Annotated in this window: 18 protein-coding genes; 8 read left to right on the top strand and 10 right to left on the bottom strand. The window is 70.6% G+C overall.

All coding sequences use genetic code 11. The features are described 5' to 3' along the window. Position 1: 1 nt before the first annotated feature. Together TR46_RS28030 and TR46_RS28025 are read left to right on the top strand one after the other, a co-directional pair. Entirely contained in the window at positions 2-1051 is a 1050-nt protein-coding gene (locus TR46_RS28030) for an ABC transporter ATP-binding protein (protein WP_042406408.1), read from the top strand. Beyond that, positions 1044-2141, top strand: a complete 1098-nt coding sequence (locus tag TR46_RS28025; protein ID WP_042406406.1) for an ABC transporter ATP-binding protein — start codon at positions 1044-1046, stop codon at positions 2139-2141. The genes TR46_RS28030 and TR46_RS28025 overlap by 8 nt, the downstream gene beginning before the upstream one ends. A 74-nt stretch (positions 2142-2215) precedes the next feature. Here the strand turns inward: TR46_RS28025 and TR46_RS28020 are convergent, their stop codons facing one another. The 8 genes from TR46_RS28020 to TR46_RS27985 form a co-directional block, all read right to left on the bottom strand. Further along, positions 2216-3922 (bottom strand): ABC transporter family substrate-binding protein, encoded by a 1707-nt coding sequence (locus TR46_RS28020; RefSeq protein WP_236655547.1) that lies wholly within the window; start codon positions 3920-3922, stop codon positions 2216-2218. Positions 3923-4028: 106 nt separating this feature from the next. After that, positions 4029-6254, bottom strand: coding sequence for an ABC transporter ATP-binding protein (locus TR46_RS28015; RefSeq protein ID WP_084718992.1), 2226 nt, complete (start codon positions 6252-6254; stop codon positions 4029-4031). Further along, complete coding sequence (locus TR46_RS28010) at positions 6251-7273, bottom strand: ABC transporter permease (protein ID WP_063770684.1); 1023 nt, start codon at positions 7271-7273, stop codon at positions 6251-6253. The genes TR46_RS28015 and TR46_RS28010 overlap by 4 nt, the downstream gene beginning before the upstream one ends. Positions 7274-7342: 69 nt before the next feature. Continuing rightward, positions 7343-8323 carry an ABC transporter permease gene (locus TR46_RS28005; RefSeq protein ID WP_152626718.1) on the bottom strand — a complete coding sequence of 327 codons (981 nt, stop codon included), beginning with the start codon at positions 8321-8323 and terminating at the stop codon, positions 7343-7345. A gap of 599 nt (positions 8324-8922) precedes the next feature. Beyond that, complete coding sequence (locus TR46_RS28000) at positions 8923-11232, bottom strand: hypothetical protein (protein WP_042406400.1); 2310 nt, start codon at positions 11230-11232, stop codon at positions 8923-8925. A gap of 271 nt (positions 11233-11503) precedes the next feature. Next, positions 11504-11962, bottom strand: a complete 459-nt coding sequence (locus tag TR46_RS27995; protein WP_042406396.1) for a DUF6113 family protein — start codon at positions 11960-11962, stop codon at positions 11504-11506. Next, entirely contained in the window at positions 11959-12906 is a 948-nt protein-coding gene (mshB, locus tag TR46_RS27990) for an N-acetyl-1-D-myo-inositol-2-amino-2-deoxy-alpha-D-glucopyranoside deacetylase (RefSeq protein WP_042406392.1), read from the bottom strand. The genes TR46_RS27995 and mshB overlap by 4 nt, the downstream gene beginning before the upstream one ends. 90 nt (positions 12907-12996) lie before the next feature. Beyond that, complete coding sequence (locus tag TR46_RS27985) at positions 12997-13191, bottom strand: hypothetical protein (protein ID WP_030257722.1); 195 nt, start codon at positions 13189-13191, stop codon at positions 12997-12999. 530 nt (positions 13192-13721) lie between these two features. On the opposite strand from TR46_RS27985, the gene TR46_RS27980 reads away from it, so the two are divergent. The 4 genes from TR46_RS27980 (at position 13722) to TR46_RS27965 (ending at position 17369) form a co-directional block, all read left to right on the top strand. After that, positions 13722-14726: an ABC transporter ATP-binding protein gene (locus TR46_RS27980; protein ID WP_042406390.1), complete on the top strand. Its 1005-nt coding sequence runs from the start codon at positions 13722-13724 to the stop codon at positions 14724-14726. Continuing rightward, complete coding sequence (locus TR46_RS27975; protein ID WP_042406387.1) at positions 14723-15445, top strand: ABC transporter permease; 723 nt, start codon at positions 14723-14725, stop codon at positions 15443-15445. The genes TR46_RS27980 and TR46_RS27975 overlap by 4 nt, the downstream gene beginning before the upstream one ends. 95 nt (positions 15446-15540) lie before the next feature. Further along, complete coding sequence (locus tag TR46_RS27970) at positions 15541-16767, top strand: sensor histidine kinase (RefSeq protein ID WP_042406385.1); 1227 nt, start codon at positions 15541-15543, stop codon at positions 16765-16767. Further along, positions 16764-17369, top strand: coding sequence for a response regulator transcription factor (locus tag TR46_RS27965; protein ID WP_084718991.1), 606 nt, complete (start codon positions 16764-16766; stop codon positions 17367-17369). The genes TR46_RS27970 and TR46_RS27965 overlap by 4 nt, the downstream gene beginning before the upstream one ends. A gap of 11 nt (positions 17370-17380) precedes the next feature. Here TR46_RS27965 and TR46_RS27960 read toward each other — a convergent pair whose 3' ends face one another. Both TR46_RS27960 and TR46_RS27955 read right to left on the bottom strand, forming a co-directional pair. Then, on the bottom strand, positions 17381-18232 hold the full coding sequence (locus tag TR46_RS27960) for a transglutaminase family protein (RefSeq protein ID WP_042406382.1): 852 nt from the start codon (positions 18230-18232) through the stop codon (positions 17381-17383). A gap of 73 nt (positions 18233-18305) precedes the next feature. Further along, on the bottom strand, positions 18306-19322 hold the full coding sequence (locus tag TR46_RS27955; protein ID WP_084718990.1) for a GNAT family N-acetyltransferase: 1017 nt from the start codon (positions 19320-19322) through the stop codon (positions 18306-18308). Between the two features lie 112 nt (positions 19323-19434). On the opposite strand from TR46_RS27955, the gene fdxA reads away from it, so the two are divergent. Together fdxA and dapC are read left to right on the top strand one after the other, a co-directional pair. Then, positions 19435-19755, top strand: a complete 321-nt coding sequence (gene fdxA / locus TR46_RS27950) for a ferredoxin (protein ID WP_030257703.1) — start codon at positions 19435-19437, stop codon at positions 19753-19755. A gap of 94 nt (positions 19756-19849) precedes the next feature. Then, positions 19850-20926: a succinyldiaminopimelate transaminase gene (gene dapC / locus TR46_RS27945; protein WP_042406445.1), complete on the top strand. Its 1077-nt coding sequence runs from the start codon at positions 19850-19852 to the stop codon at positions 20924-20926. Positions 20927-20943 lie beyond the last annotated feature (17 nt).

The following is a 20943-nucleotide window of genomic DNA, read 5'->3' as shown; positions in this document are numbered from 1 at the left end:
CGTGAGCAGCACTGCAGTCTCCGCACGCGCGAAGACCGGCGACACCGAAGAGACCCCGCTGCTGCAGGTCCGCGACCTGCACGTGGAGTTCCGTACCCGGGACGGCGTGGCCAAGGCCGTCAACGGCGTCAACTACAGCGTCCGGGCCGGCGAGACCCTGGCCATCCTGGGCGAGTCCGGCTCCGGCAAGTCCGTGTCCTCGCAGGCCGTCATGGGCATCCTGGACAGCCCGCCCGGTTTCGTCACCGGCGGCGAGATCCTGTTCAAGGGACGCGACCTGCTGAAGCTGTCCAACGAGGAGCGCCGCAAGGTCCGCGGCGCGCAGATGGCCATGGTCTTCCAGGACGCGCTGTCCTCGCTGAACCCGGTCCACACCGTCGGCACCCAGCTGGGCGAGATGTACCGGGTGCACAAGGGCAGTTCCAAGAAGGAGGCCAAGCTCAAGGCCGTCGAGCTGATGGAGCGGGTCGGCATCCCCGGGGCGAAGGAGCGGGTCAACCAGTACCCGCACCAGTTCTCCGGCGGTATGCGCCAGCGTGTCATGATCGCCATGGCGCTGGCCCTGGAGCCCGACCTGATCATCGCCGACGAGCCCACCACCGCCCTGGACGTCACCGTCCAGGCGCAGGTGATGGAGCTGCTGGGGGACCTTCAGCGCGAGTACGACATGGGCCTGATCCTGATCACCCACGACCTCGGCGTGGTCGCCGACGTCGCGGACAAGATCGCGGTGATGTACGCGGGCCGGATCGTCGAGACCGCGCCGGTGCACGAGCTCTACGCGCGCCCGGCCCACCCCTACACCCGCGGCCTGCTGGACTCGATCCCGCGCCTGGACCAGAAGGGCCAGGAGCTCTATGCGATCAAGGGCCTGCCGCCCAACCTGCTGCGTATCCCGTCCGGCTGCGCCTTCAACCCGCGCTGCCCGATGGCGCAGGACATCTGCCGCTCCGAGGTGCCGCCGCTGCACGCGGTCACCGAGGAGGACGGGCGGCCACTGCCCGGCCGCGGCAGCGCCTGCCACTTCTGGAAGGAGACCCTCCATGGCTAGCCCCGTGTCAGCAGTGCCCACGGAGGACGCGATCGAGGCCGCCGTCGAGAAGCCGGTGGAGCGCGGCGAGCCGATCCTGCAGGTGCGCGACCTGGAGAAGCACTTCCCGCTGACCCAGGGCATTCTGATCAAGAAGCAGGTCGGCGCGGTCAAAGCGGTCGACGGCGTCTCCTTCGACCTGTACCAGGGCGAGACGCTGGGCATCGTCGGCGAGTCGGGCTGCGGCAAGTCGACCCTCGCCAAGGTGCTGATGAACCTGGAGCGGGCCACCGCAGGACAGGTGCTCTACAAGGGCGAGGACATCTCCAAGGCGTCCGGTCGGGCGCTGAAGGCGATCCGCCGCAACATCCAGATGGTCTTCCAGGACCCGTACACCTCGCTGAACCCCCGGATGACGGTGGGCGACATCATCGGCGAGCCCTTCGAGATCCACCCCGAGGTGGCCCCCAAGGGCGACCGCCGCAAGGCGGTGCAGGACCTGCTGGACGTGGTCGGGCTCAACCCCGAGTACATCAACCGGTACCCGCACCAGTTCTCCGGCGGCCAGCGCCAGCGCATCGGCATCGCCCGCGGCCTGGCCCTCAAGCCGGAGGTCATCATCGCGGACGAGCCGGTCTCGGCGCTGGACGTCTCGGTGCAGGCCCAGGTGATCAACCTGCTGGAGCAGCTGCAGAACGAGTTCAACCTCTCCTACATGTTCATCGCCCACGACCTCTCGATCGTGCGTCACATCTCCGACCGGGTCGGCGTGATGTACCTGGGACGGATGGTGGAGATCGGCAGCGACGAGGAGATCTACGAGCACCCGACCCACCCGTACACCCAGGCGCTGCTGTCCGCGGTGCCGGTGCCGGACCCGTCCGGGCGCGAGGGCCGCGAGCGGATCATCCTCTCCGGCGACATCCCCTCGCCGGCCAACCCGCCGTCGGGCTGCCGCTTCCGCACCCGCTGCTGGAAGGCGCAGGAGAAGTGCGCGATCGACGTGCCGCTGCTGGCCGTCCCCGAGGTCTTCCGCGGCCAGGACACCCCGGCGGCGCACGCCTCGGCCTGCCACTTCGCCGAGGACGTGGACGTGGTCGGCGCGAGCTGACGCCCGCGCGCGCAACGGCCGAGGCCCCCGCCCTGCAGGGCGGGGGCCTCGGCCGTTGCCGTCAGCGGGGGCGATCAGCCGGTGAAGCCGATGTTCTCGTAGACGACCTCGTTCTGGTCCTGGGGCGCGCCCAGGTTGGCCAGGGTCTTCTTGGCCGCGTAGATGTCGGCGCGCTGGTAGAGCGGGAAGACGCCCGCGTCCTGCCAGATGGCCTTGTCGGCGGCGTTGGCGTCGGCGATGGCCTGGGTGTGGTCCAGGTCGGCGATGCTCTTGTTCATCAGGGAGTCGACGCTGGGGTCGGTGGTCCAGGCGTAGTTCTGGAAGTTGTTGCTTCCCTGCGGGGACTGGTAGATCGAGTAGTTGGACGAGACCGGCCAGGCGTTGCCCAGCCAGGAGAACGCGGTCAGGTCGAACTTGCCCGGCTGGACGTACTTGTCGAAGAAGTCGTCCGACGGCACGGCGCTGATGTCGAGCTTGACGCCCACGGCCGCGAACATGGCCTGCAGCAGCACGCTCTCGTTCTTGGAGACCGCGGTGCCGTCCGGGTACACGAAGGTCAGCTCGAGGTTCTTGCCGTCCTTCTGGCGGTACTGGCCGCTCATCTTCCAGCCGGCCGCGTCCAGGGCGGCCTTGGCGGCGGTGGGGTCGTACTTGCCGAGGTCGCCGGCGTTGTCCTGGTACCCCTCCTGGTTGTTCATGAAGAAGTGGTTGTTCAGCAGCAGCGCCGGCCAGCCGAGGCCCTTGAGGTCCGAGTTGGCGATGGCGGTGCGGTCGATCGCCTGGAACAGCGCCTGGCGGACCTTGACGTCCGACAGCATCGGCGACTTGGAGTTGAAGGTGACGTGGCGGAACTGCGGGCCCGCGGCCTCGCGGATCTCACCGTCGGCGCGGCCCTGGGCCTGCTTCACACCGGCCGCGCTCGGGCCGATGTTGAGGTAGTCGACCTCGCCGTTGGCGTAGGCGCCGTCGGCGGCGTCGGTGGTCATCGCCCGGAACACGATCTTGTCCAGGACGGCCGCGTCGCCCCACCAGTTGGGGTCGCGCGCCACGGTGACGGTCTGCGCGGTGGCGTTCATGGACTCGATCTTGAACGGACCGGCGGTGACCGGGATCTTGTTCAGGAAGCCGCTGTTGAACTCGGCCGGGGTGCTCTGCGCGCTGGCCGGGTAGAGCGGCGAGAACAGCGAGGTCCAGTCGCCGAAGTTCTTGTCGAAGGTCACCACGACCTGCTGCGGCGTGGCGCCTGCGACGATGCTGGAGATGTTGGAGTAACCGGTCGAGCTGGCGATCTGGTACTTGGTGTCCTTGCCGTTCAGGGCCTGCCACTGGGCGGCGAAGTCCTTCCAGCTGATCGCGGTGCCGTCGGACCACTTGGCCTTCGGGTTGATGTTGTAGGTCACGGTCTGCTTGCCGTTCACCGTGGTCACCGTGGGCATACCGGCGAGGTAGTTGGTGTTGGGCGTGACCTTCTGGGTGGCCGGGTCGACCCGGAAGATGATCGGCTCGACGGCCTCGATCACCGCGTCGGTGGAGTACTCGGTGCCGTTGATCTGGTTGTAGTTCCACTGGGTGGAGTACTGGTCGATGGCCCAGGTGAGGGTGCCGCCCTGCTTGAGGGCTGAGCGCGGCTGGGCATTGATCTTGATGGTGCTCGCGGCCAGCGAGGACGCGGACGGCTTGGCCGTCGATCCGGTCTTGCTGCCGCTGCTGCAGGCGGAGAGGCCGAGGCTGGCCACGGCCATAGTCGCCACCAGCGCGACCGGGATCCTGTTGTGCTTCAAGGAAGTCTCCTCACGAGAGCGGGCGTTGTCAGTAGGTGGTACGTATGCGGTGGTGCGACTGCGGTTGTGCGCCTTGCTTCCACCGGCAGTGTTCCGACGCGGGGCGTCAGACGACTGCCAGCGCCTCCGCGAAGTGGCAGGCCGCGGTGTGGTCCGGGGCCAGCGACTGCAGCTGCGGGTCCTCGGACTCGCAGCGCTGCTGATCGCCGGCGTCGAGCTGGAGGTACTTGGGGCAGCGGTTGCGGAAGCGGCAGCCGCTGGGCACATTGGCCGGGCTCGGCAGGTCGCCGGTGAGCAGGATGCGCTCGCGGGCGCGCTCCTTCTGCGGGTCCGGCAGCGGCACGGCGGACAGCAGCGCCTGGGTGTAGGGGTGCGAGGGCTCGTGGAAGACGCTCTTGGTCTCGCCGAGCTCCACGATCCGGCCCAGGTACATCACCGCGATCCGGTCGGCGATGTGGCGCACCACGGAGAGGTCGTGGGCGACGAAGAGGTAGCTCAGCCCCATCCGGGACTTGAGCTCGTCCAGCAGGTTGAGCACGCCGGCCTGGATGGAGACGTCCAGGGCGGAGACCGGCTCGTCCAGCACCACCAGCTTGGGCTCCAGGGCGAGCGCCCTGGCGATGCTGACGCGCTGGCGCTGGCCGCCGGAGAACTCCTGCGGGAAGCGGTCGGCGTGGTCGGGGTTGAGGCCGACCAGCTCCAGCAGCTCGGGGATGCGGGCGTCGGTCCTGGCGCGGTCCCAGCCGTGGGTCTTCAGCGGCTCGGCGAGGATGTCGCCGATCGGCATCCGGGCGTCCAGCGAGGCCATCGGGTCCTGGAAGACGATCTGCATGTCCCGGCGCAGCGCCTTGCGGGCCTTGTTGCCCTTCACCTCGCGGACGTCCTTGCCGAAGACCGTCACGCTGCCGGCCTGACCGCCGGTCAGGTCCATGATCTCCAGCAGGGTGGTGGTCTTGCCGCAGCCGGACTCGCCGACCAGGCCCAGGGTCTCGCCCTCCTTGATCTCCAGGGTGATCCCGTCGACGGCCTTGACCGTGCCGATCCTGCGCTTGAAGACCGCGCCCTTGAGCAGCGGGAAGTGCTTGACCAGGTTGTCGACCTCAAGCACCGCCGTGCGTTCGGCACGCGGGAGCCGCTCGATCTCGTGGGCCTCCGGAACCGGCGGGACCGGGTAGATGGTCTCCGGGTCGAGCAGGCCCTCGCCGCCGCCCTCCATGAGTTCCCTGGAGCGGTGGCAGGCGCTGGGGTGGTTGGCCCCGGGCGCGGTCACCAGCTCGGGCTCCCGCTCGCGGCAGACGTCGATCGCGATCGGGCAGCGGGCCTCGAAGGGGCAGCCCTGGGGCAGCGACACCATGGAGGGCGGAGTGCCGTCGATCGGGGTCAGCGCCCGGCGCTCGTCGTCGTCCACCCGCGGGATGGAGCCGAGCAGGCCGATGGTGTAGGGCATCCGCGGACGGTAGTAGACCTCGTCCACCGGGCCGTTCTCCACCGGACGGCCCGCGTACATCACCATCACCCGGTCGGCGAAGCCGGCGATGACGCCCAGGTCGTGAGTGATCATCACGATGGCGGCGCCGGTGACGTCCTGAGCCTTCTTCAGCACCTCCAGCACCTGCGCCTGGATGGTGACGTCCAGGGCGGTGGTGGGCTCGTCGGCGATGATGATCTTCGGATCGTTGGCGATGGCCATGGCGATCATCGCGCGCTGGCGCATACCGCCGGAGAACTCGTGCGGGAAGGCGTCCACCCGCTGGTGCGGGTCCGGGATGCCGACCAGGTCGAGCAGCTCGACGGCGCGGGTGCGGGCCTTCACCTTGTCCACGTCCTGGTGCACCTGGATGGCCTCGATGATCTGCGTCCCGATGGAGTACACCGGGGTCAGCGCCGACAGCGGGTCCTGGAACACCATGGCGATGTCCTTGCCGCGGATCTTCGACATCTTGGCGTCGTTGAGCCCCAGCAGCTCCCGGCCGTCCATCCGGATCGAACCGCGGATGTCCGCGCTGTCCGGCAGCAGGCCGAGCACCGCCATCGAGCTGACGGACTTTCCGGAGCCGGACTCGCCGACGATGCCGAGCACCTCACCGGGCCGGACGGCATAGGAGACCCCGCGCACGGCCCTGACCGGACCGGCCTCGCTGGGGAAGGAGACATGCAGGTCGGAGACCTCCAGCAGCGGCGGGACGCCGCCGTGGCGGTCGGCCGCCGGCTCCTTGCTCGTCTCGATCACGGGGGTGAGTCCTTCCTCGGTGGTGCTGTCCTGAGAGGTTCCGCTGTCCTGCGAGGTGTCGCTGTCCTGCGAGGTGTCGCTGTCCTGCGAGGTGTCGCTCATGCCTGGCTCAGCACCTCGGTCGATCCGACCCGCTGCCCGGCCGCCTCGTCCGACTCGCCGTCCTTGCTCTTGCCCTTCTCCTTGATCGCCTTGGCCTGGGCCTTGGCGTTGGAGGAGTTGGGGTCGTAGGCGTCGCGCAGGCCGTCGCCGATGAAGGCGATGGCGAGCCCGAAGAGGACCAGGAAGCCGGCCGGGAACCAGAACAGCCACTGGTAGGTGGTGGCGTAGGAGGTGCCGTCGGCGATGACCGTGCCCAGCGAGACGTCCGGGGGCTGGATGCCGAAGCCGAAGTAGGAGAGCGAGCTCTCGCCGATGACCGCGAGGCTGACCTGGATCGTGCCGTCGATGATCAGCAGCGAGGCCATGCTGGGCAGGATGTGCCGGAAGATGATCCGCATGTCCGACACGCCCATGTACTTGGCGGCCTTGACGAATTCACGGTCCTTCAGCGTCAGCGTCATGCTGCGGACGATCCGCGCTGTGATCATCCAGCTGAACAGGGCGAGCAGGACGACCAGGATCAGCCAGCTGGACTTGGCGAAGGTCGGCGAGAGCACGGCGATGATCAGGAAGCTGGGCAGCACCAGCAGCATGTCGACGATCCACATGACCACGCGGTCGATCCAGCGGCCGAAGTAGCCGGCCACGGCGCCCAGGGTGGCGGCCAGAGTGGTGGTGATCAGGCCGACCAGGAGGCCGATGATCAGCGACTTCTGCAGGCCGCGGGTGGTCAGCGCGAAGATGTCGGTGCCGGCCTGGTCCGTGCCGAACCAGTGGCTGCCCGAGGGGCCGTCGAGGAAGGCGGTGAAGTCATGGTCGTTGTAGCCCCACTTGTCCACCAGCGGGCCGACGTAGGCGAAGAGGAACAGCAGCACCAGGATGCCGATGCCGACCAACGCCAGCCTGTTGCGGGCGAATCGGCGCAGCGTCAGCCGGCCCCGGCCGGAACGGCGTGGTGGCAGCAGCGCCGGAGTGGCGTCCGCCTCGGGTTCGTGCTCTACGTTCTGCTGGATGCTCATCTCTCTTCACTCTCCTGATCGTGCGGTCACTACTGCGGTTCCGGCGGGCCCCGAGGGGTGTGTCGAGGCTCAGCTGAAGCGCACCCGCGGATCGAGCGCGGAGTAGATCAGATCGGACAGGAGGCCGGCCACCAGGACGACCGCGGCGGTGAACAGGCTGACTGCGGCCACGGCGTTGACGTCGTTGGTGGTGATCGACAGGACCAGCCACTCGCCCATGCCGTGCCAGCCGAAGATCGTTTCGGTGAAGGTGGCGCCGGTGAACAGCAGCACGATGTTGTAGACGAGCAGCGGCACGATCGGCAGGATCGCCGTGCGCAGACCGTGCTTCATCAGCGCGGTCCGGCGGCGCAGGCCCTTGGCCCGTGCGGTGCGCAGGAAGTCGCTGCCCAGCACGTCCAGCATGGTGTTGCGCTGGTAGCGGCTGTACTGGGCGATCTGGAACAGGGTCAGGGTGATGGTCGGCAGGATCAGGTGCTGCAGCCGACTGAGCATCACCGGCCAGAACCCGCTCAGCGTCGGGTTGTACTCGCCGGTGTACTGGATCAGCGTGGAGCCGGCCGACTCATTGATGTTCACGGCGAACATCTGCAGCGCGATCGCCACCACGAACACCGGCATGGCCAGCAGGAAGAAGGAGGCGAGTGTGGTCCATCGGTCGAAGAACCGGTACTGCTTGATCGCCCCGTAGGCGCCCACCAGCACGCCGCCGATGGAGCCGATGAGGGTCGCGATGACGAGCAGTCGGATGCTGACGCCGACCTTGCGGGCGAAGTCGTCGGCGACCGACCCGCCCTTGATGTCCTTGCCCAGGTTTCCGTGCGCGATCCCGTCGACCCAGCGGGCGTACCGGACCACGACCGGGGTCTCCGGGTCGAGGTTGTAGGTCTTCAGGGTCGCGTCGATCTGCGCGTTGGTCGGGCGGGGCTTCTGCGCCTCGAAATTGGAGCGCGGGTTCAGGCTCAGGGCTGCCAGGAAGTAGGCCAGTGATGTGGCCACGATGACCAGAATCAGGTAGTTGGCCAATCGGCGCAGCATGTAGCGACCCAACGCTGTTCATCTCCCTCTTGCGTTTCCCGCGCTCGACCCCCGACGTCCGGCGCACCTGTGCGGATGGCAGGTCGCGCACGGGCAGGAAATCTTTCGGGATCACTGAGCCTGGGACTAACATCCGCCGCTGTTCAACGGCTTGAGGACTCATCCTGATGGGACGGGATGGTCATGTCGACAGAGCGCTGATCAAAGATTGGTAACGCTCTAAACGTCGGTAATAGATGCTCTGGTCTGCAGGTATTACAGTGCCACCACTGAGGTGGGTGGCATGCAATTTTGCTCAGCGCAACAGTTGGAGCAGAGTTGTCCGGAATGCGGACGGGAAATGCCCCCCAAGCTAACTATCGTCTCGATAGCTCCTATAAGCTCATAGGAGCCTCAAAGCGGACATGTAAGACATAATTAAGCGGTAGTTGAAGCGTTGATTTCATTGCGGCCCGTCAATTCGACAGCCCCCGGTCGCGAGAGTTCTTCCACCCCACGGGCTCCGTGTAACCCACTTGTCACAATGGAATAGCGCCGCCGACTAAGCAGTGAAGTGGCCGGTACCCGACCGTCGGGTACCGGCCACTTCGGGGCCTCGGGAACTGTGTCGGTTACAGAGTGACCGTGCGGTCCCCGTTCGGGTTGCTCAGCAGCTGGGTCAGCGCGGTGGCGATGGTCTGGGCGGTGACCGCGGCGCCCTGCTTGGTCTTCACACCGTCGAACCGGCCGCCGATCGCGTTCTGCAGCTTGGCCAGGTCGAAGACCGGCACCACCTTGCCGGCGGCGTTCGGCTGCAGTGAGAGGGAGGCACTGAAGGTCCCCTTCCCGTACAGCTGGGAGACGCCGTGCACGGTGACCGTGAACTGGTGCTTCCCGGCCCAGGCGCCGATCGACTGGGCCGCGGCCTTCAACTGGGCCGCCGACGCCTTGGGCTGAGTGGTGGTCACCGGGACGGTCACCGGCTTGTCCGGGATGCCGGCTGCGCGGTCCCGGTAGGCCTGTTCCACCAGCGCCATCGCGGCCTCGATGTTCGGGCTCTGGCCGGTCCTCGGGTCGGTGATCTGCGTGCTGCCGTCCGAGTTGAAGTGGACACTGCCCTCCTTGGCACCGCCGCTGCTCCCGGCGATCTGCTGGAGCGCGGACCGCAGCTTGTCCTCGTCGATCTTCACCACCGGTGCGACCGGGTGGTCGCCGCCGAACAGCGCGGGCAGTACCGAGGCCGGGTTGTAGCTGTGGTGCGCGACGCCCTGCACGGTGGCGGTGGTGTCGATGGTCAGACCCGCCACCGAGGGGTCGAGCTTCACCTGCCTGGAGCCGACCACCAGGGTCAGCTGCCGCGCGGCGAGGACGCCGACGGTGCCGTCCAGGGTGTGCACGGCGGCGTCCCTGGTGTCACCGCCGATGTCGTGGCCGAGGACGCTGGTGCCCTTGGGGACGTCCGACTGATTGAGCATCAGACCGGCGCCGTAGGCCACTCCCGCCACCATGACCACTGCCGCGATGCCGGTGACCAGCAGCTTCCGGCTGCGTCCGCCGCGGGGGGACTTCTTCGGGGCGGACGGCTTGGCCGCCGGGGCGGCCTCGGTCTCCTTGCGGGGCGGGGCGCCGGCGCCGCCGGTGCCGCCGGCGAAGCCGTCGCCCACCGGCGCGGTGGCGGTGCGGCGCGGGGGCTGCGGCGGGGGCTCGGGCTCCTGCCGCTGCCGCTGCTGCTGCTTCTGCTTGGGCTGCTTGGGCGCCCTCGGCGGAGCCGGGGCGGTGCCGGCGGCCGTTGCCTCCGGGGCCTCGTCCCGGAACAGCGGCATGGCGGCGGTGGCCTCCGGGTCCTGCTCCTGGGGCGGTCTGGGGCCCTGCCGGGTGCCGTCCGGGGCGCCGACGGCCAGTCCGCCGTTGAGCCCGGCCGGACGGCCGGGGGGCGTGGTGCCGGGTGCCTGCGGGGACTGTGCCGGCTGGGTGTAGGGCTGCTGCTGGTACGGGCTGCCGGTGTACGGCTGGTCGTAACCGGGCTGCTGCGGGTAGGGCGCCGTGCCCGCTCCCGTGCCCGGCTGCTCGTACGGGGCCTGCTGGGGGTAGCCGCCCTGGCCGAAGCCGGGCTGCTGCTGCCCGAAGGGGTCCTGCTGGTAGCCGGGCTGCTGGTAGCCCGGCTGCGGGACCGCCTGGGTCTGCTCCTCCGCGGGGGGATAGCCGGGGCCGGGCTCGTACTGCGGCTGCTCGTACTGCGGCGGCTCGAAGGCCGGCGGCGGTTCGAACGCCGGGGGCCGGAACGGCGGTTGCGCGACCGGCGGCTCGAAGGCGGACGGCTGGTACGCGGGGGCCGGTGCCGGCGCGGGTGCCGGTGCGGGTGCCGGAGGGCCGGGCGGGGTTGCCGGGGGTGCAGGCGGGGCGGCCTCGGTGGCGGGCTGGGACTTCTTCCGGGGGGCGAACCAGGTGCTGGGCGCCTCGGCCGGCTCGCCGGGCGCCGGGGCGGCCGGGCCGGGCTCCTGGGTGCGCCACTCCGGGGGAAGGTCCGGCATCGGCGCGGTGGTGGCCGCGCCCCGGTCCTCCATCACGCCGAGGACGGGGGAACTGCCGCTCCCGGACCGGTGCCGCGGGCCGTCGGCCGCTCCGTCGGCCGAGGCCTCGGCTTCGCCGGCCGCCGCCTGGTCGCTCGCGGCCTTGCCGGTGCCGGGCACGGTGCTGCGTACGACCACCGGCGGGATGGGCCGGGAGCCGGGGATGTTGATGCGGATACGCGTGGTGAGAGTCGTCTCGGTGCGGGGCTCCTCGGGCGGAGCCTCGTCCGGGTTCGCGCCCGGAGTGCCGGCCGGCTGCCCGGCCCGGGAGAAGGCGGGGTCGCTGGAGACCCCGTACGGGGGAGTGCCCGACGGGTAGGCATCCGGACCAGGGCGGGGCGGGGTCGACGGATTGTCAGATTCTCGGCTCACTGCGTCTGCTCCGGTTCGCTCCGCCGCCTGTGGGGACGGGGGTGCGGTTGTGGATCGTCGGTCTTGCGCCGTGTGCGCGCCGGCGGACAGTGCGTCAGGAATCCAACTCTGGATCGACCGTCGGCCTCCGCCTTTGAGGGCCTGCCGCCGTCGGGCCCCTTCGCCCCGGCGGCAACACCCCCCGTCTGTCGGTCCACCACCTTACTGGGAGGCAGGTGACTCTGACACGCTGACCGATTATCGCGATTTGAGGTGGCTTGCCCGGATGCGGTCACTGGCTCCGAGCGTCCCGGACCGCTCGTAGCGCCGCTCGGGAGGGGAGCGTGGCGCAGATCACAGCGAGCGCCATGCCTCCCAGCAGGAAGACATACGAGCCGGTGCTCGCGGCCAGCAGGAAATCGCCCTCCGGCCGGGGCGTGTTGGCCAGCAGCAGCATCGCGAACCAGCCGACCCCCGGCAGTGCGGCGCCGAGCCGGGTGCCGGTCAGCGTCCGTCCGCCGTGGAACAGCGCGAAGGTGGCTGCGAGCGCCAGCAGCAGTCCGCACGGGAACCAGAGCGCCTGGACGAAGCACCCGGCCAGACCGACGACCACGCCCAGCAGGGTGAGCAGCACATAGGCGGTGATCCGGGTGGACCGGGCGAGCTGCACGGCGGGATCCGGCAGGGGACGCGGCGAGGAGGAGCGCGGCGCGGGCACGCTCGCGCGGGCGCGGTCCTGGGGGCGGCTCATCGGGTCGGGTTCCTCACCGCGTGGGCCGGGACGAGCCCGGCGAAGAGGTCGTCCTCCCGGCCGCCGGCGCCGGGCGGACCGGCCTGCCCGTACACCAGCCGGTACGCCTCCATGGTCGGCACCGGCTGGCCGAGGTCGTTGGAGAGCGAGAAGAAGGGGCCGTCCACCGCGATCTGGGTGGCGTGGGCCCGCATCGCGCTGATCTTGCGGTCGGCGTAGGCGCTGCCGTCCACCACCGCGCTCACCTGCTCGTCCGGGACCACGCCGGGCACGTCCGCCGGCCCGGCGACGCCGGGGAAGGGGAACTCCTTGCCCTGGGAGCGCAGCGACGCGAAGAAGTCCTCGATCACCGACAGCGGCACGCAGTTCCAGTAGACCTTGTCGATGCGGTGGGCCGGTCCCAGTTCGGGGCGGAAGGCCGGATCGGCCGCCAGCTCATGGGCCCGCATCGCGGTGCGGTGCGCCTGGATGTGGTCCGGGTGGCCGTAGCCGCCGTTCTCGTCGTAGGTGGCCAGCACCTGGGGCCGGGTCTCGCGGATCACCGCGACCAGATGGCCCGCCGCCTCGTCCAGGTCGGCCTGCCAGAAGCAGTCGGGGCGCTTGTTGCTCTCCACGCCCATCATCCCCGAGTCGCGGTAGCGGCCCGCGCCGCCCAGGAAGCGGTGGTCGGTCACCCCCAGCGCCCGCATCGCCCCGGCCAGCTCGCCGATCCGGTGCCGGCCCAGGGTGTCGTCCCGGTCGGCCGCGAGGTGCCGCAGTTCGTCGCCGATCACCTCGCCCTCCTCGCCCAGGGTGCAGGTGACCAGGGTCACCAGGGCGCCCTCGGCGGCATAGCGGGCCATGGTGGCGCCGTTGCCGATGCTCTCGTCGTCCGGATGGGCGTGGACGAGCAGGAGTCGGCGCGCCGCCGAGGGGGAGGCGGGATGGGTGGTCGGGTCCGTCATGGGCTCAGCGTACGGGGAGCGGGTGGCAGCGGTCCCGACGGTGTCCCGGCGATGGCCCCGACCCGGCTCCCGCAGACGGCTGACGGCCGGTCAGAGCCGGATTCCGGAGATCATCCCGGCGACGTTGGTGCTCAGCGTGTGGATCGGCTGCGCGATGGACGTGGAGGCGAGGTAGAAGCCCAGCAGGGCGCAGACCACGGCGTGCACGAGCTTCAGTCCGGAGCGCCGGACCAGCAGGATGACGATGACCAGCATCAGGACGGCGGCAGAAATCGGCAGAACCATCGCGACTCACCTCTCAGCAGCGGGACGGCGGGGACTGCCGTACCGGTCGGGGGCGGGTGTGCAGTGCAGCAGGTGTGTGCAGCGCAGCTTCTAGATACCCAGAGAGTGACCATGGGTCACTTTCCGTCATCATGCATATGCCGGAGCATCGGTGCACGGTTGGGGCGCACATGCCGAAGGCGTGCCGCCGTGGCCGGGCGTCCGAACGGGCGAGCGAATGAACTGTCGGGTTTACTTCGACTTTGCCCAGCGGGACCTCCGGTTCCCGGTGACCCCCGATGCTGGCCGCTTTGCGCCGCTCCCTCGGTGCGCCCGAACGGGCGAACCTGCGGGCGGTAGTGGATCTTCCGGGCGGCAGTACTCCGTTCGGGCGAGCGGTGCGGTCCGCCGACTGTCAGGCACCGGGCCGTGACATCCGTCATGCCGGGTTCGGGAGCGGCTGCACTGCCGCCGCGCCGACCGCTCCGACAGTCTTGGACCGTCCGCATGAAGAGCCGAAGCCGCAGGTCGACGAGGGAGCAGGCGAAGCGATGAGCACGTCCGTAGAGCAGGTCACGGGGGCGGCCCGAAGGGGTCCCGGCTCCGGGGAGGTCGCCGCCTTCCGCAATGTCAGCAAGGACTTCGGCGCGGTGAGGGCCGTCAACGACATCAGCCTCACCCTGTACCCCGGCGAGACCGTCGCCTTCCTCGGCCCCAACGGCGCCGGCAAATCCACCAGCATCGACATGCTGCTGGGACTGCGCGAGCCCAGCTCCGGCAGCGTCAGCCTGTTCGGCGGCACCCCGCGCCAGGCGATCCTGGACGGCCGGGTCGGTGTGATGCTGCAGAGCGGCGGCCTGATGCCGGACGTGAAGGTCCGCGAGCTGATCAGGTTCGCCTGCGAGATCCACCCGCGCGGCTACGACGTGGACGAGGTGCTGAGGACCGCCGGGATCACCGAGCTCGCCGACCGCATGGTCGACAAGCTGTCCGGCGGCCAGGAGCAGCGGGTCCGCTTCGCCCTGGCCACGGCCGGCGACAGCGACCTGATCGTCCTGGACGAGCCCACCACCGGCATGGACGTCAGCGCCCGGCAGGCCTTCTGGGCGGTCATGCGGGCCCAGGCCGACGCCGGACGCACCGTGCTGTTCGCCACCCACTACCTGGAGGAGGCGGACTCCATCGCCGACCGGGTGCTGGTGGTGCACCGGGGCCGGCTGATCGCCGACGGCACCGCCGCCGAGATCAAGGCCAGGGCCGGGCTGCGCAAGATCTCCTTCGACCTGCACCCGGCGGAGGGACCGGACCTGTCGCTGCTCAACACCATCCCCGGGGTGGGCTCGCTGGACATCAGCGGGCACACGGTCCGGATCAACAGCAACGACGCCGACGCGGCCGTCGCCGCGATCTACCGGGCCGGCTTCTACCCGCGCGGCCTGGAGGTCTCCGGCGTGGGCCTGGAGCAGGCCTTCATCACCATCACCGGCGAGCAGGACGCCGCCGACCTGTCCGACCTGTCCGACCGGTCCGACCCGGCGAAGGAGAACGCGCGATGAGCACCCTGGTCAAGCTGGAGATCCTGCGGGTGCTGCGCAACCGCCGCTACCTGATCTTCACCATCGTCATGCCGGTCGGCCTGTACCTGCTGATGGTCAGCGCCTACAGCGGCGTGGACACCCTCGGCGGGGTCTCGGTCAAGGCCTACTTCATGGTCTCCATGGCCACCCTGGGCACGGTGTCCGCCTCGATGAACACCAATGCCACCCGGATCGCGCTGGAGCGCAAGAGCGGCTGGGCCCGCCAGCTGCGGCTGACCGCCCTGCCCGGCTACGGCTACGTGGTGGCCAAGATCGCGGCCACCGCCGCCTCCACCCTGCCGGCCATCGTGATCACCTTCGCGGTCGGCCACGCCGAGGGGGTCAAGCTGTCCGCGGGCACCTGGCTGACGCTCGCCCTGGTGCTGTGGGTCGGCGGCTTCGTCTTCGCCGCGCTGGGCGTGGCCCTCGGCTACTCCGCCGGACCCGACTCGCTGCAGCCGATCGTGATGATCGTCTACATGGCGCTGCTGATGCTCGGCGGCACCTACTTCCAGTTCACCGGCTCCATGGCGAACGTCGCCAAGTGGACCCCGATGGCGCTCTACAACCAGCTGGGCCGGGTGGCCCAGACCGGCTCCTCGGTGAGCAGCGGTGAGATCGCGGCCGTCGCCGCCTACGCTGCCGCCTTCGGCGCCCTCGCCGCCTTCCTCTACCGCAGGGACCGCAAGGAGGCCTGACGGCAGGTCAGCCACTTCGCGCCGCCGGGAGGCCGTACGCTTCCCGGCGGTGTCCCGGTCCGGCACGCTGTCACCGTCACCAGGAGGGACGACCCATGAGCGACGTGGCCGCGCCACGCATCGGACTACCGCCGGAGAGCCGGCGCCAGCAGTTCGTCAAGCTCTGCTGGATGGGCTTGTGGATGCTCTACCTGGCCTATCCGATCAGCGACCTGGTCTCGGGACCGCACCGGCTGGGCGGCCGGATCGCGGGCTGGATCCTGCTGGTGCTCTTCCTGGGCTGCTACGGGTACCTGGTGCTGCGCCGTTCGGTGACCGGCACCGGCACCCGCTGGACCCCGCTCTACGGGTGGCTGCTCGGCGGGATGCTGGTCATCTCGGCGGCCACCTGTTTCACCCTCGGCGACAACTGGCTGGCGCTCTACACCTACACCGCCGTCAGCGCCGGGCTGATCCTGCCGCAGCGCTTCGCCATCTACGGGGTGGGCGCGGTCACCGGGCTGATCGTGGTCACCGGCGCGGTGCTGCACAGCGACACCACCTCGCTGATCCCGATCGCCCTGTCCGCCTTCCTCGGCGGCGCCGCGATGACCGGACTGCAGCGGCTGATCCGCACCATGCAGGAGCTGCGCGAGGCCCGGCAGGCCGTCGCCGCCCTCGCCGCCTCCGACGAGCGGCTGCGGATGGCCAGGGACCTGCACGACTTGCTCGGCCACTCGCTCTCGCTGGTCACCCTCAAGTCCGAGCTGACCGCCCGGTTCATGGACCAGGAGCGCTACGCCGAGGCCAGGGCCCAGGTCGAGGACATCGAGAAGGTCAGCCGGCAGGCGCTGGTCGACGTCCGCGAGGCGATCGGCGGCTACCGCAGGCCCAAGCTGGCCGTCGAGATCGCCGCCGCCCGCACCGCGCTGACCGCGGCCGACATCGAGGCCGACACCGACCCGGCCATCGCCGACCCGCGTCCCGGCCTGGGCCCGGACGAGGAGGGCGCGCTCGGCTGGGCGCTGCGCGAGGCGGTCACCAATGTGGTCCGCCACAGCGGAGCCCAGCACTGCACGGTGCGGCTGTCCGAGTACCCGGAGCCGGACGGCTCCCGCTCGCTCCGCCTGGAGGTCGCCGACGACGGGGCCGGCGCGCGGAAGGGCGGACACCGCCGCGGCAACGGTCTGACCGGACTCGCCGAGCGGCTGGCCCTCGCCGACGGACGGCTGGAGGCCGGGCCGGGCGAGCGCGGCCGCGGCTTCACCGTCCGCGCGTGGGTGCCGCTGCGTGCGGCAACGGGTCCCGTCGAGGAAGCTGTGCCCGGTACCGTGCAGCAGTGATCAGAATTCTCCTCGCCGAGGACCAGGGCATGGTCCGTGAAGCACTCGCCGCGCTGCTGAGCCTGGAGGGCGACATCGAGGTCGTCGCCCAGGTCTCGCGCGGGGACGAAGTGGTGGACGCCGCCGTGGCCCATGAGGCGGAGGTGGCGATCCTGGACATCGAGATGCCCGGGCTGACCGGCATCGAGGCCGCCGCGCTGCTGCGCCGCAAGCGCCCGGCCACCAAGATCGTGATAGTCACCACGTTCGGCCGCCCCGGCTACCTGCGCCGCGCCATGGAGTCCGGCGCGGACGCCTTCCTGGTGAAGGACGCCCCGGCGTCGCAGCTGGCCGAGGCCGTCCGCCGGGTGCTGCGCGGCGAGCGGGTCATCGACCCCACCCTGGCGGCAGCGGCCCTGGCCGAGGGCGCCAACCCGCTCACCTCCCGCGAGCGCGACGTCCTCGCCGCCGCGGCCGACGGCTCCGCCAACGCCGAGGTCGCCCAGCGGCTGCACCTCTCCGAGGGGACCGTCCGCAACTACCTCTCCGCCGCCATCCAGAAGACCGCCGCCCGCAACCGGACCGAAGCGGTCCGCATCGCCCGCGAGAAGGGCTGGCTCTGACCGCTTCCGGTTCAGTTCAGCCGGTACCTGGCCGCCCGCGCGTCGAGCCGCACCCGCTTGGCCGACTCCGGGTCGAAGGCGTCCAGGATCTCGGCGTAGGACTCCATCTCCACCGCGCCCTCCACGAAGCGGCCGGTCTTGACCAGCAGTTCGGCCCGCTCCAGGCGCAGCTGCGCCGGGTGGCGGGGGAGCAGCAGCGACAGCTCGGCGGCCCAGAGCTGGGTGAGGGCCTGCTCGGGGCGGGCCGCGGCCCAGGCCCGGATGTTGCCCAGTACGCGCAGGACTATGTCCAGCGGCTCGGCCGGGCGCAGCAGCGCCGCGTCCAGCGGATAGCCGCCCTCCTCGGCGATCGCCCCGGCCTCCTCCAGGGAGAGCACCCGGCCGCCGTGGAAGGGGTCCGCCAGTACGAAGTCGCCGTCGGGGTCGCCGACGCCGACCACGAAATGGCCAGGCAGGGCCACCCCGTGGACGGGCAGGTCGAGCATCCGGGCGACGGTGATCCAGACGATCGAGACGGTGATCGGCAGCCCGCGCCCGCGCCGCAGCACCTGGTGCAGCAGCGAGGACTCCAGCCGCTTGTAGACCCCGGGGCCGCCGCGCAGGTCCGCGGAGCCGGCCAGGGCCCCGGCCAGCAGGGCGGCCGTCTCGGCGGGCGAGGCCTGCGCTCCCGCGGTCCTGAACGCGGTGGCGGTGAGCGCCGCGAGGCGGTCCAGGGCGTGCCGGGCCGGGGCCAGACAGGCCTCGATCCCGCCGTCGGCGGGATCGAGATCCGTCTCGAAGCCCATGAGCAGGCACAGCAGAGCGAGATCCGGCGTCTCGCCTCTCGCCTCGGCGGCGAACCGCTCCCTGCTGTCCTCGGTCATCGCGGGGGAGTCTATTAGCCGCCGGGGGAGCTCAGCGCGCATCAGGCGGCGACTCGCCCCCGGCGTGGAACGGCTACGACTCCAGCCGCGCGTACCGGTAGCGGTAGGAGGTGCTGAATCCCAGCTTGTCGTAGAGCGCGGCGGCGCGGGTGTTCCCGGCCTCGACCTGGAGGTATGCACCGCGGGCGCCCTCCTCGGCGGCCCGGCTCGCCAGTACCGCCATCAGCTCGGAGGCGAGCCCGCGCCGACGCAGTTCCGGAACGACTTCGACGGCCCCCAGCCCGGCCCACTCGCCGTCGACGACGCACCGTCCGATCGCGGCCGGGCCGTCGTGCCCCGGCACCGACAGGGTGGCGAACCAGACGGAGGGACCACCGTGGATGACCTGCTGGGCCGCCCGCTCCCGGGCGGGGTCGCCGCCGACCCGCTGGTAGCGCGACATCCAGGCGGCGTCCGCGCGGCGCGACAGCCGTACCTGCGACGGCCCGGTGCCGGTGGCGGCCAGCACCGCCAGCGGGGCGGTGCGGACCAGGGTCTCCGCCTCGGTCGCGCCCCGCTCGGCGAGCAGCTTCGCCAGGCCCTCGGGGGAGCCCGGCGTGGTCAGCTCGATGTGGGCGGCCAGGCCGCGCCGCGCGTACCAGGCCCGGACCAGGTCGAGGGCGTCGTCCAGCGGCATCCCCGGGTCGCCCAGCGTCTGCACCGAGTTGCCGCGGCGGGTGAAGCCGCTGGAGGCCCGGAGCACCCACTCGCCCAGCGGCTCGCTCTCCACCGCGGGCCAGCCGCGGGCCGCGATCCGCTGCAGCGCGACCGGCCCCGGGTCCTCCGGCGCCGGGGCGGACCTGCGGATCGGCGCGGGCGGCACCGCCTTGCCCGCGACCAGTGCGCTCTCCGCGATCTCGACGCTCCCACCGGCCCGGTCCAGCACCGTCAGCGTCCCGTTGTCCCACGATGTGAGCACGCCGATCACGTCGCCGAACAGCGGGCGTCCCTCCGTGGAACCCAAAATTCGCCGCACCGAAATACGTCGCCCCAGGTCAGAGGGGGTGATGTGGATCTCCAGCCGTCCATGTCCGATAGTGTTGTCCGCCATACCCGCAACCTCCGGTGCAACCGCCGTCCTGAAACGGCGATACTAGGTGCGGGCATCGACGACGCCGCGCGCCCCTGCGCGAATGCCAGCCCCTACGAGGAGGAACGTCAGCGTGACCTACGTCATCGCGCAGCCTTGTGTCGACGTGAAGGACAAGGCGTGCATCGAAGAATGCCCCGTCGACTGCATCTACGAGGGCAAGAGGTCCTTGTACATCCACCCCGACGAGTGCGTGGACTGCGGAGCCTGTGAGCCCGTCTGCCCCGTCGAGGCGATCTTCTACGAGGACGACACCCCGGACGAGTGGAAGGACTACTACAAGGCGAACGTCGACTTCTTCGACGACCTCGGTTCGCCCGGTGGTGCCTCCAAGCTCGGCCTGATCGAGAAGGACCACCCGTTCATCGCGGCCCTCCCGCCGCAGAACCAGTGATCCGGAGCCTGTGAACACCGTGCAGGACAGCACCGCTGCCGCGCCGCCCACCACGGATTCACGTCCCTGGTGGGCGGCGCGCCGCGTCTCCAGCCTGCTCCCGACGTTCCCCTGGGACCGTCTGGAGCCGTACAAGGCCACCGCCGCCGCCCATCCGGACGGCATCGTGGACCTGTCCGTGGGCACGCCGGTGGACCCGGTCCCGCAGTTGGTCCAGGACGCACTGGCGGCGGCCGCGGACAGCCCCGGCTATCCCACCGTCTGGGGCACTCCCGCGCTGCGGGACGCCCTGGTCGGCTGGAGCGGGCGCAGGCTGGGCGCGGCCGGGCTGACGCACCGCCATGTGCTGCCGCTGGTCGGCTCCAAGGAGCTGGTGGCCGCGCTGCCGGCGCAGCTGGGCCTGGGCCCGGGCGACCGGGTCGGCTACCCGCGGCTGGCGTACCCGACCTACGAGGTCGGCGCGCGGCTGGCCCGGGCCGACTACGTGGTCTACGACGACCCGTGGGAGCTCGACCCGGCCGGCCTCAAGCTGCTCTGGCTCAACTCCCCGTCCAACCCCACCGGCCGGGTGCTCACCGCCGACGAGCTGCGCCGTACCGTGGCCTGGGCCAGGGAGCACGGTGTGCTGCTGGTCAGCGACGAGTGCTACCTGGAGCTGGGCTGGGAGGTGGAGCCGGTCTCGGTGCTGCACCCGGACGTCTGCGACGGCGACTACCGGGGCCTGGTGGCCGTCCACTCGCTCTCCAAGCGCTCCAACCTGGCCGGCTACCGGGACGCGTTCCTGGTCGGGGACCCGGAGGTGCTGGGCGAGCTGCTGGAGATCAGGAAGCACGGCGGCTTCATGGTCCCGGCGCCGGTACAGGCGGCCGCCGTCGCCGCGCTGGGCGACACCGCCCATGTGACCGAGCAGCGGGCCCGCTACGCCGCCCGCCGCGAGGCGCTGCGGGGGGCGCTGGAGGCCAACGGCTTCCGGATCGAGCACTCCGAGGCCAGCCTCTACCTGTGGGCCACCCGCGACGAGCCCTGCTGGGACACGGTCGGCGAGCTGGCCAAGCAGGGGATCCTGGTCGCGCCTGGTGAGTTCTACGGAGATGCGGGCGCCGGGTTCGTACGGGTGGCGTTCACCGCGACGGACGAGCGGGTGCGGGCGGCGGTTCAGCGCCTCGGCTGACTCCGGTCGGCGCACGG

Origin of the sequence: Streptacidiphilus carbonis, from assembly GCF_000787775.1 — a bacterium.
In the GTDB taxonomy this organism is placed as follows: domain Bacteria; phylum Actinomycetota; class Actinomycetes; order Streptomycetales; family Streptomycetaceae; genus Streptacidiphilus; species Streptacidiphilus carbonis.
This window is presented reverse-complemented; position numbering and strand designations above follow the sequence as displayed.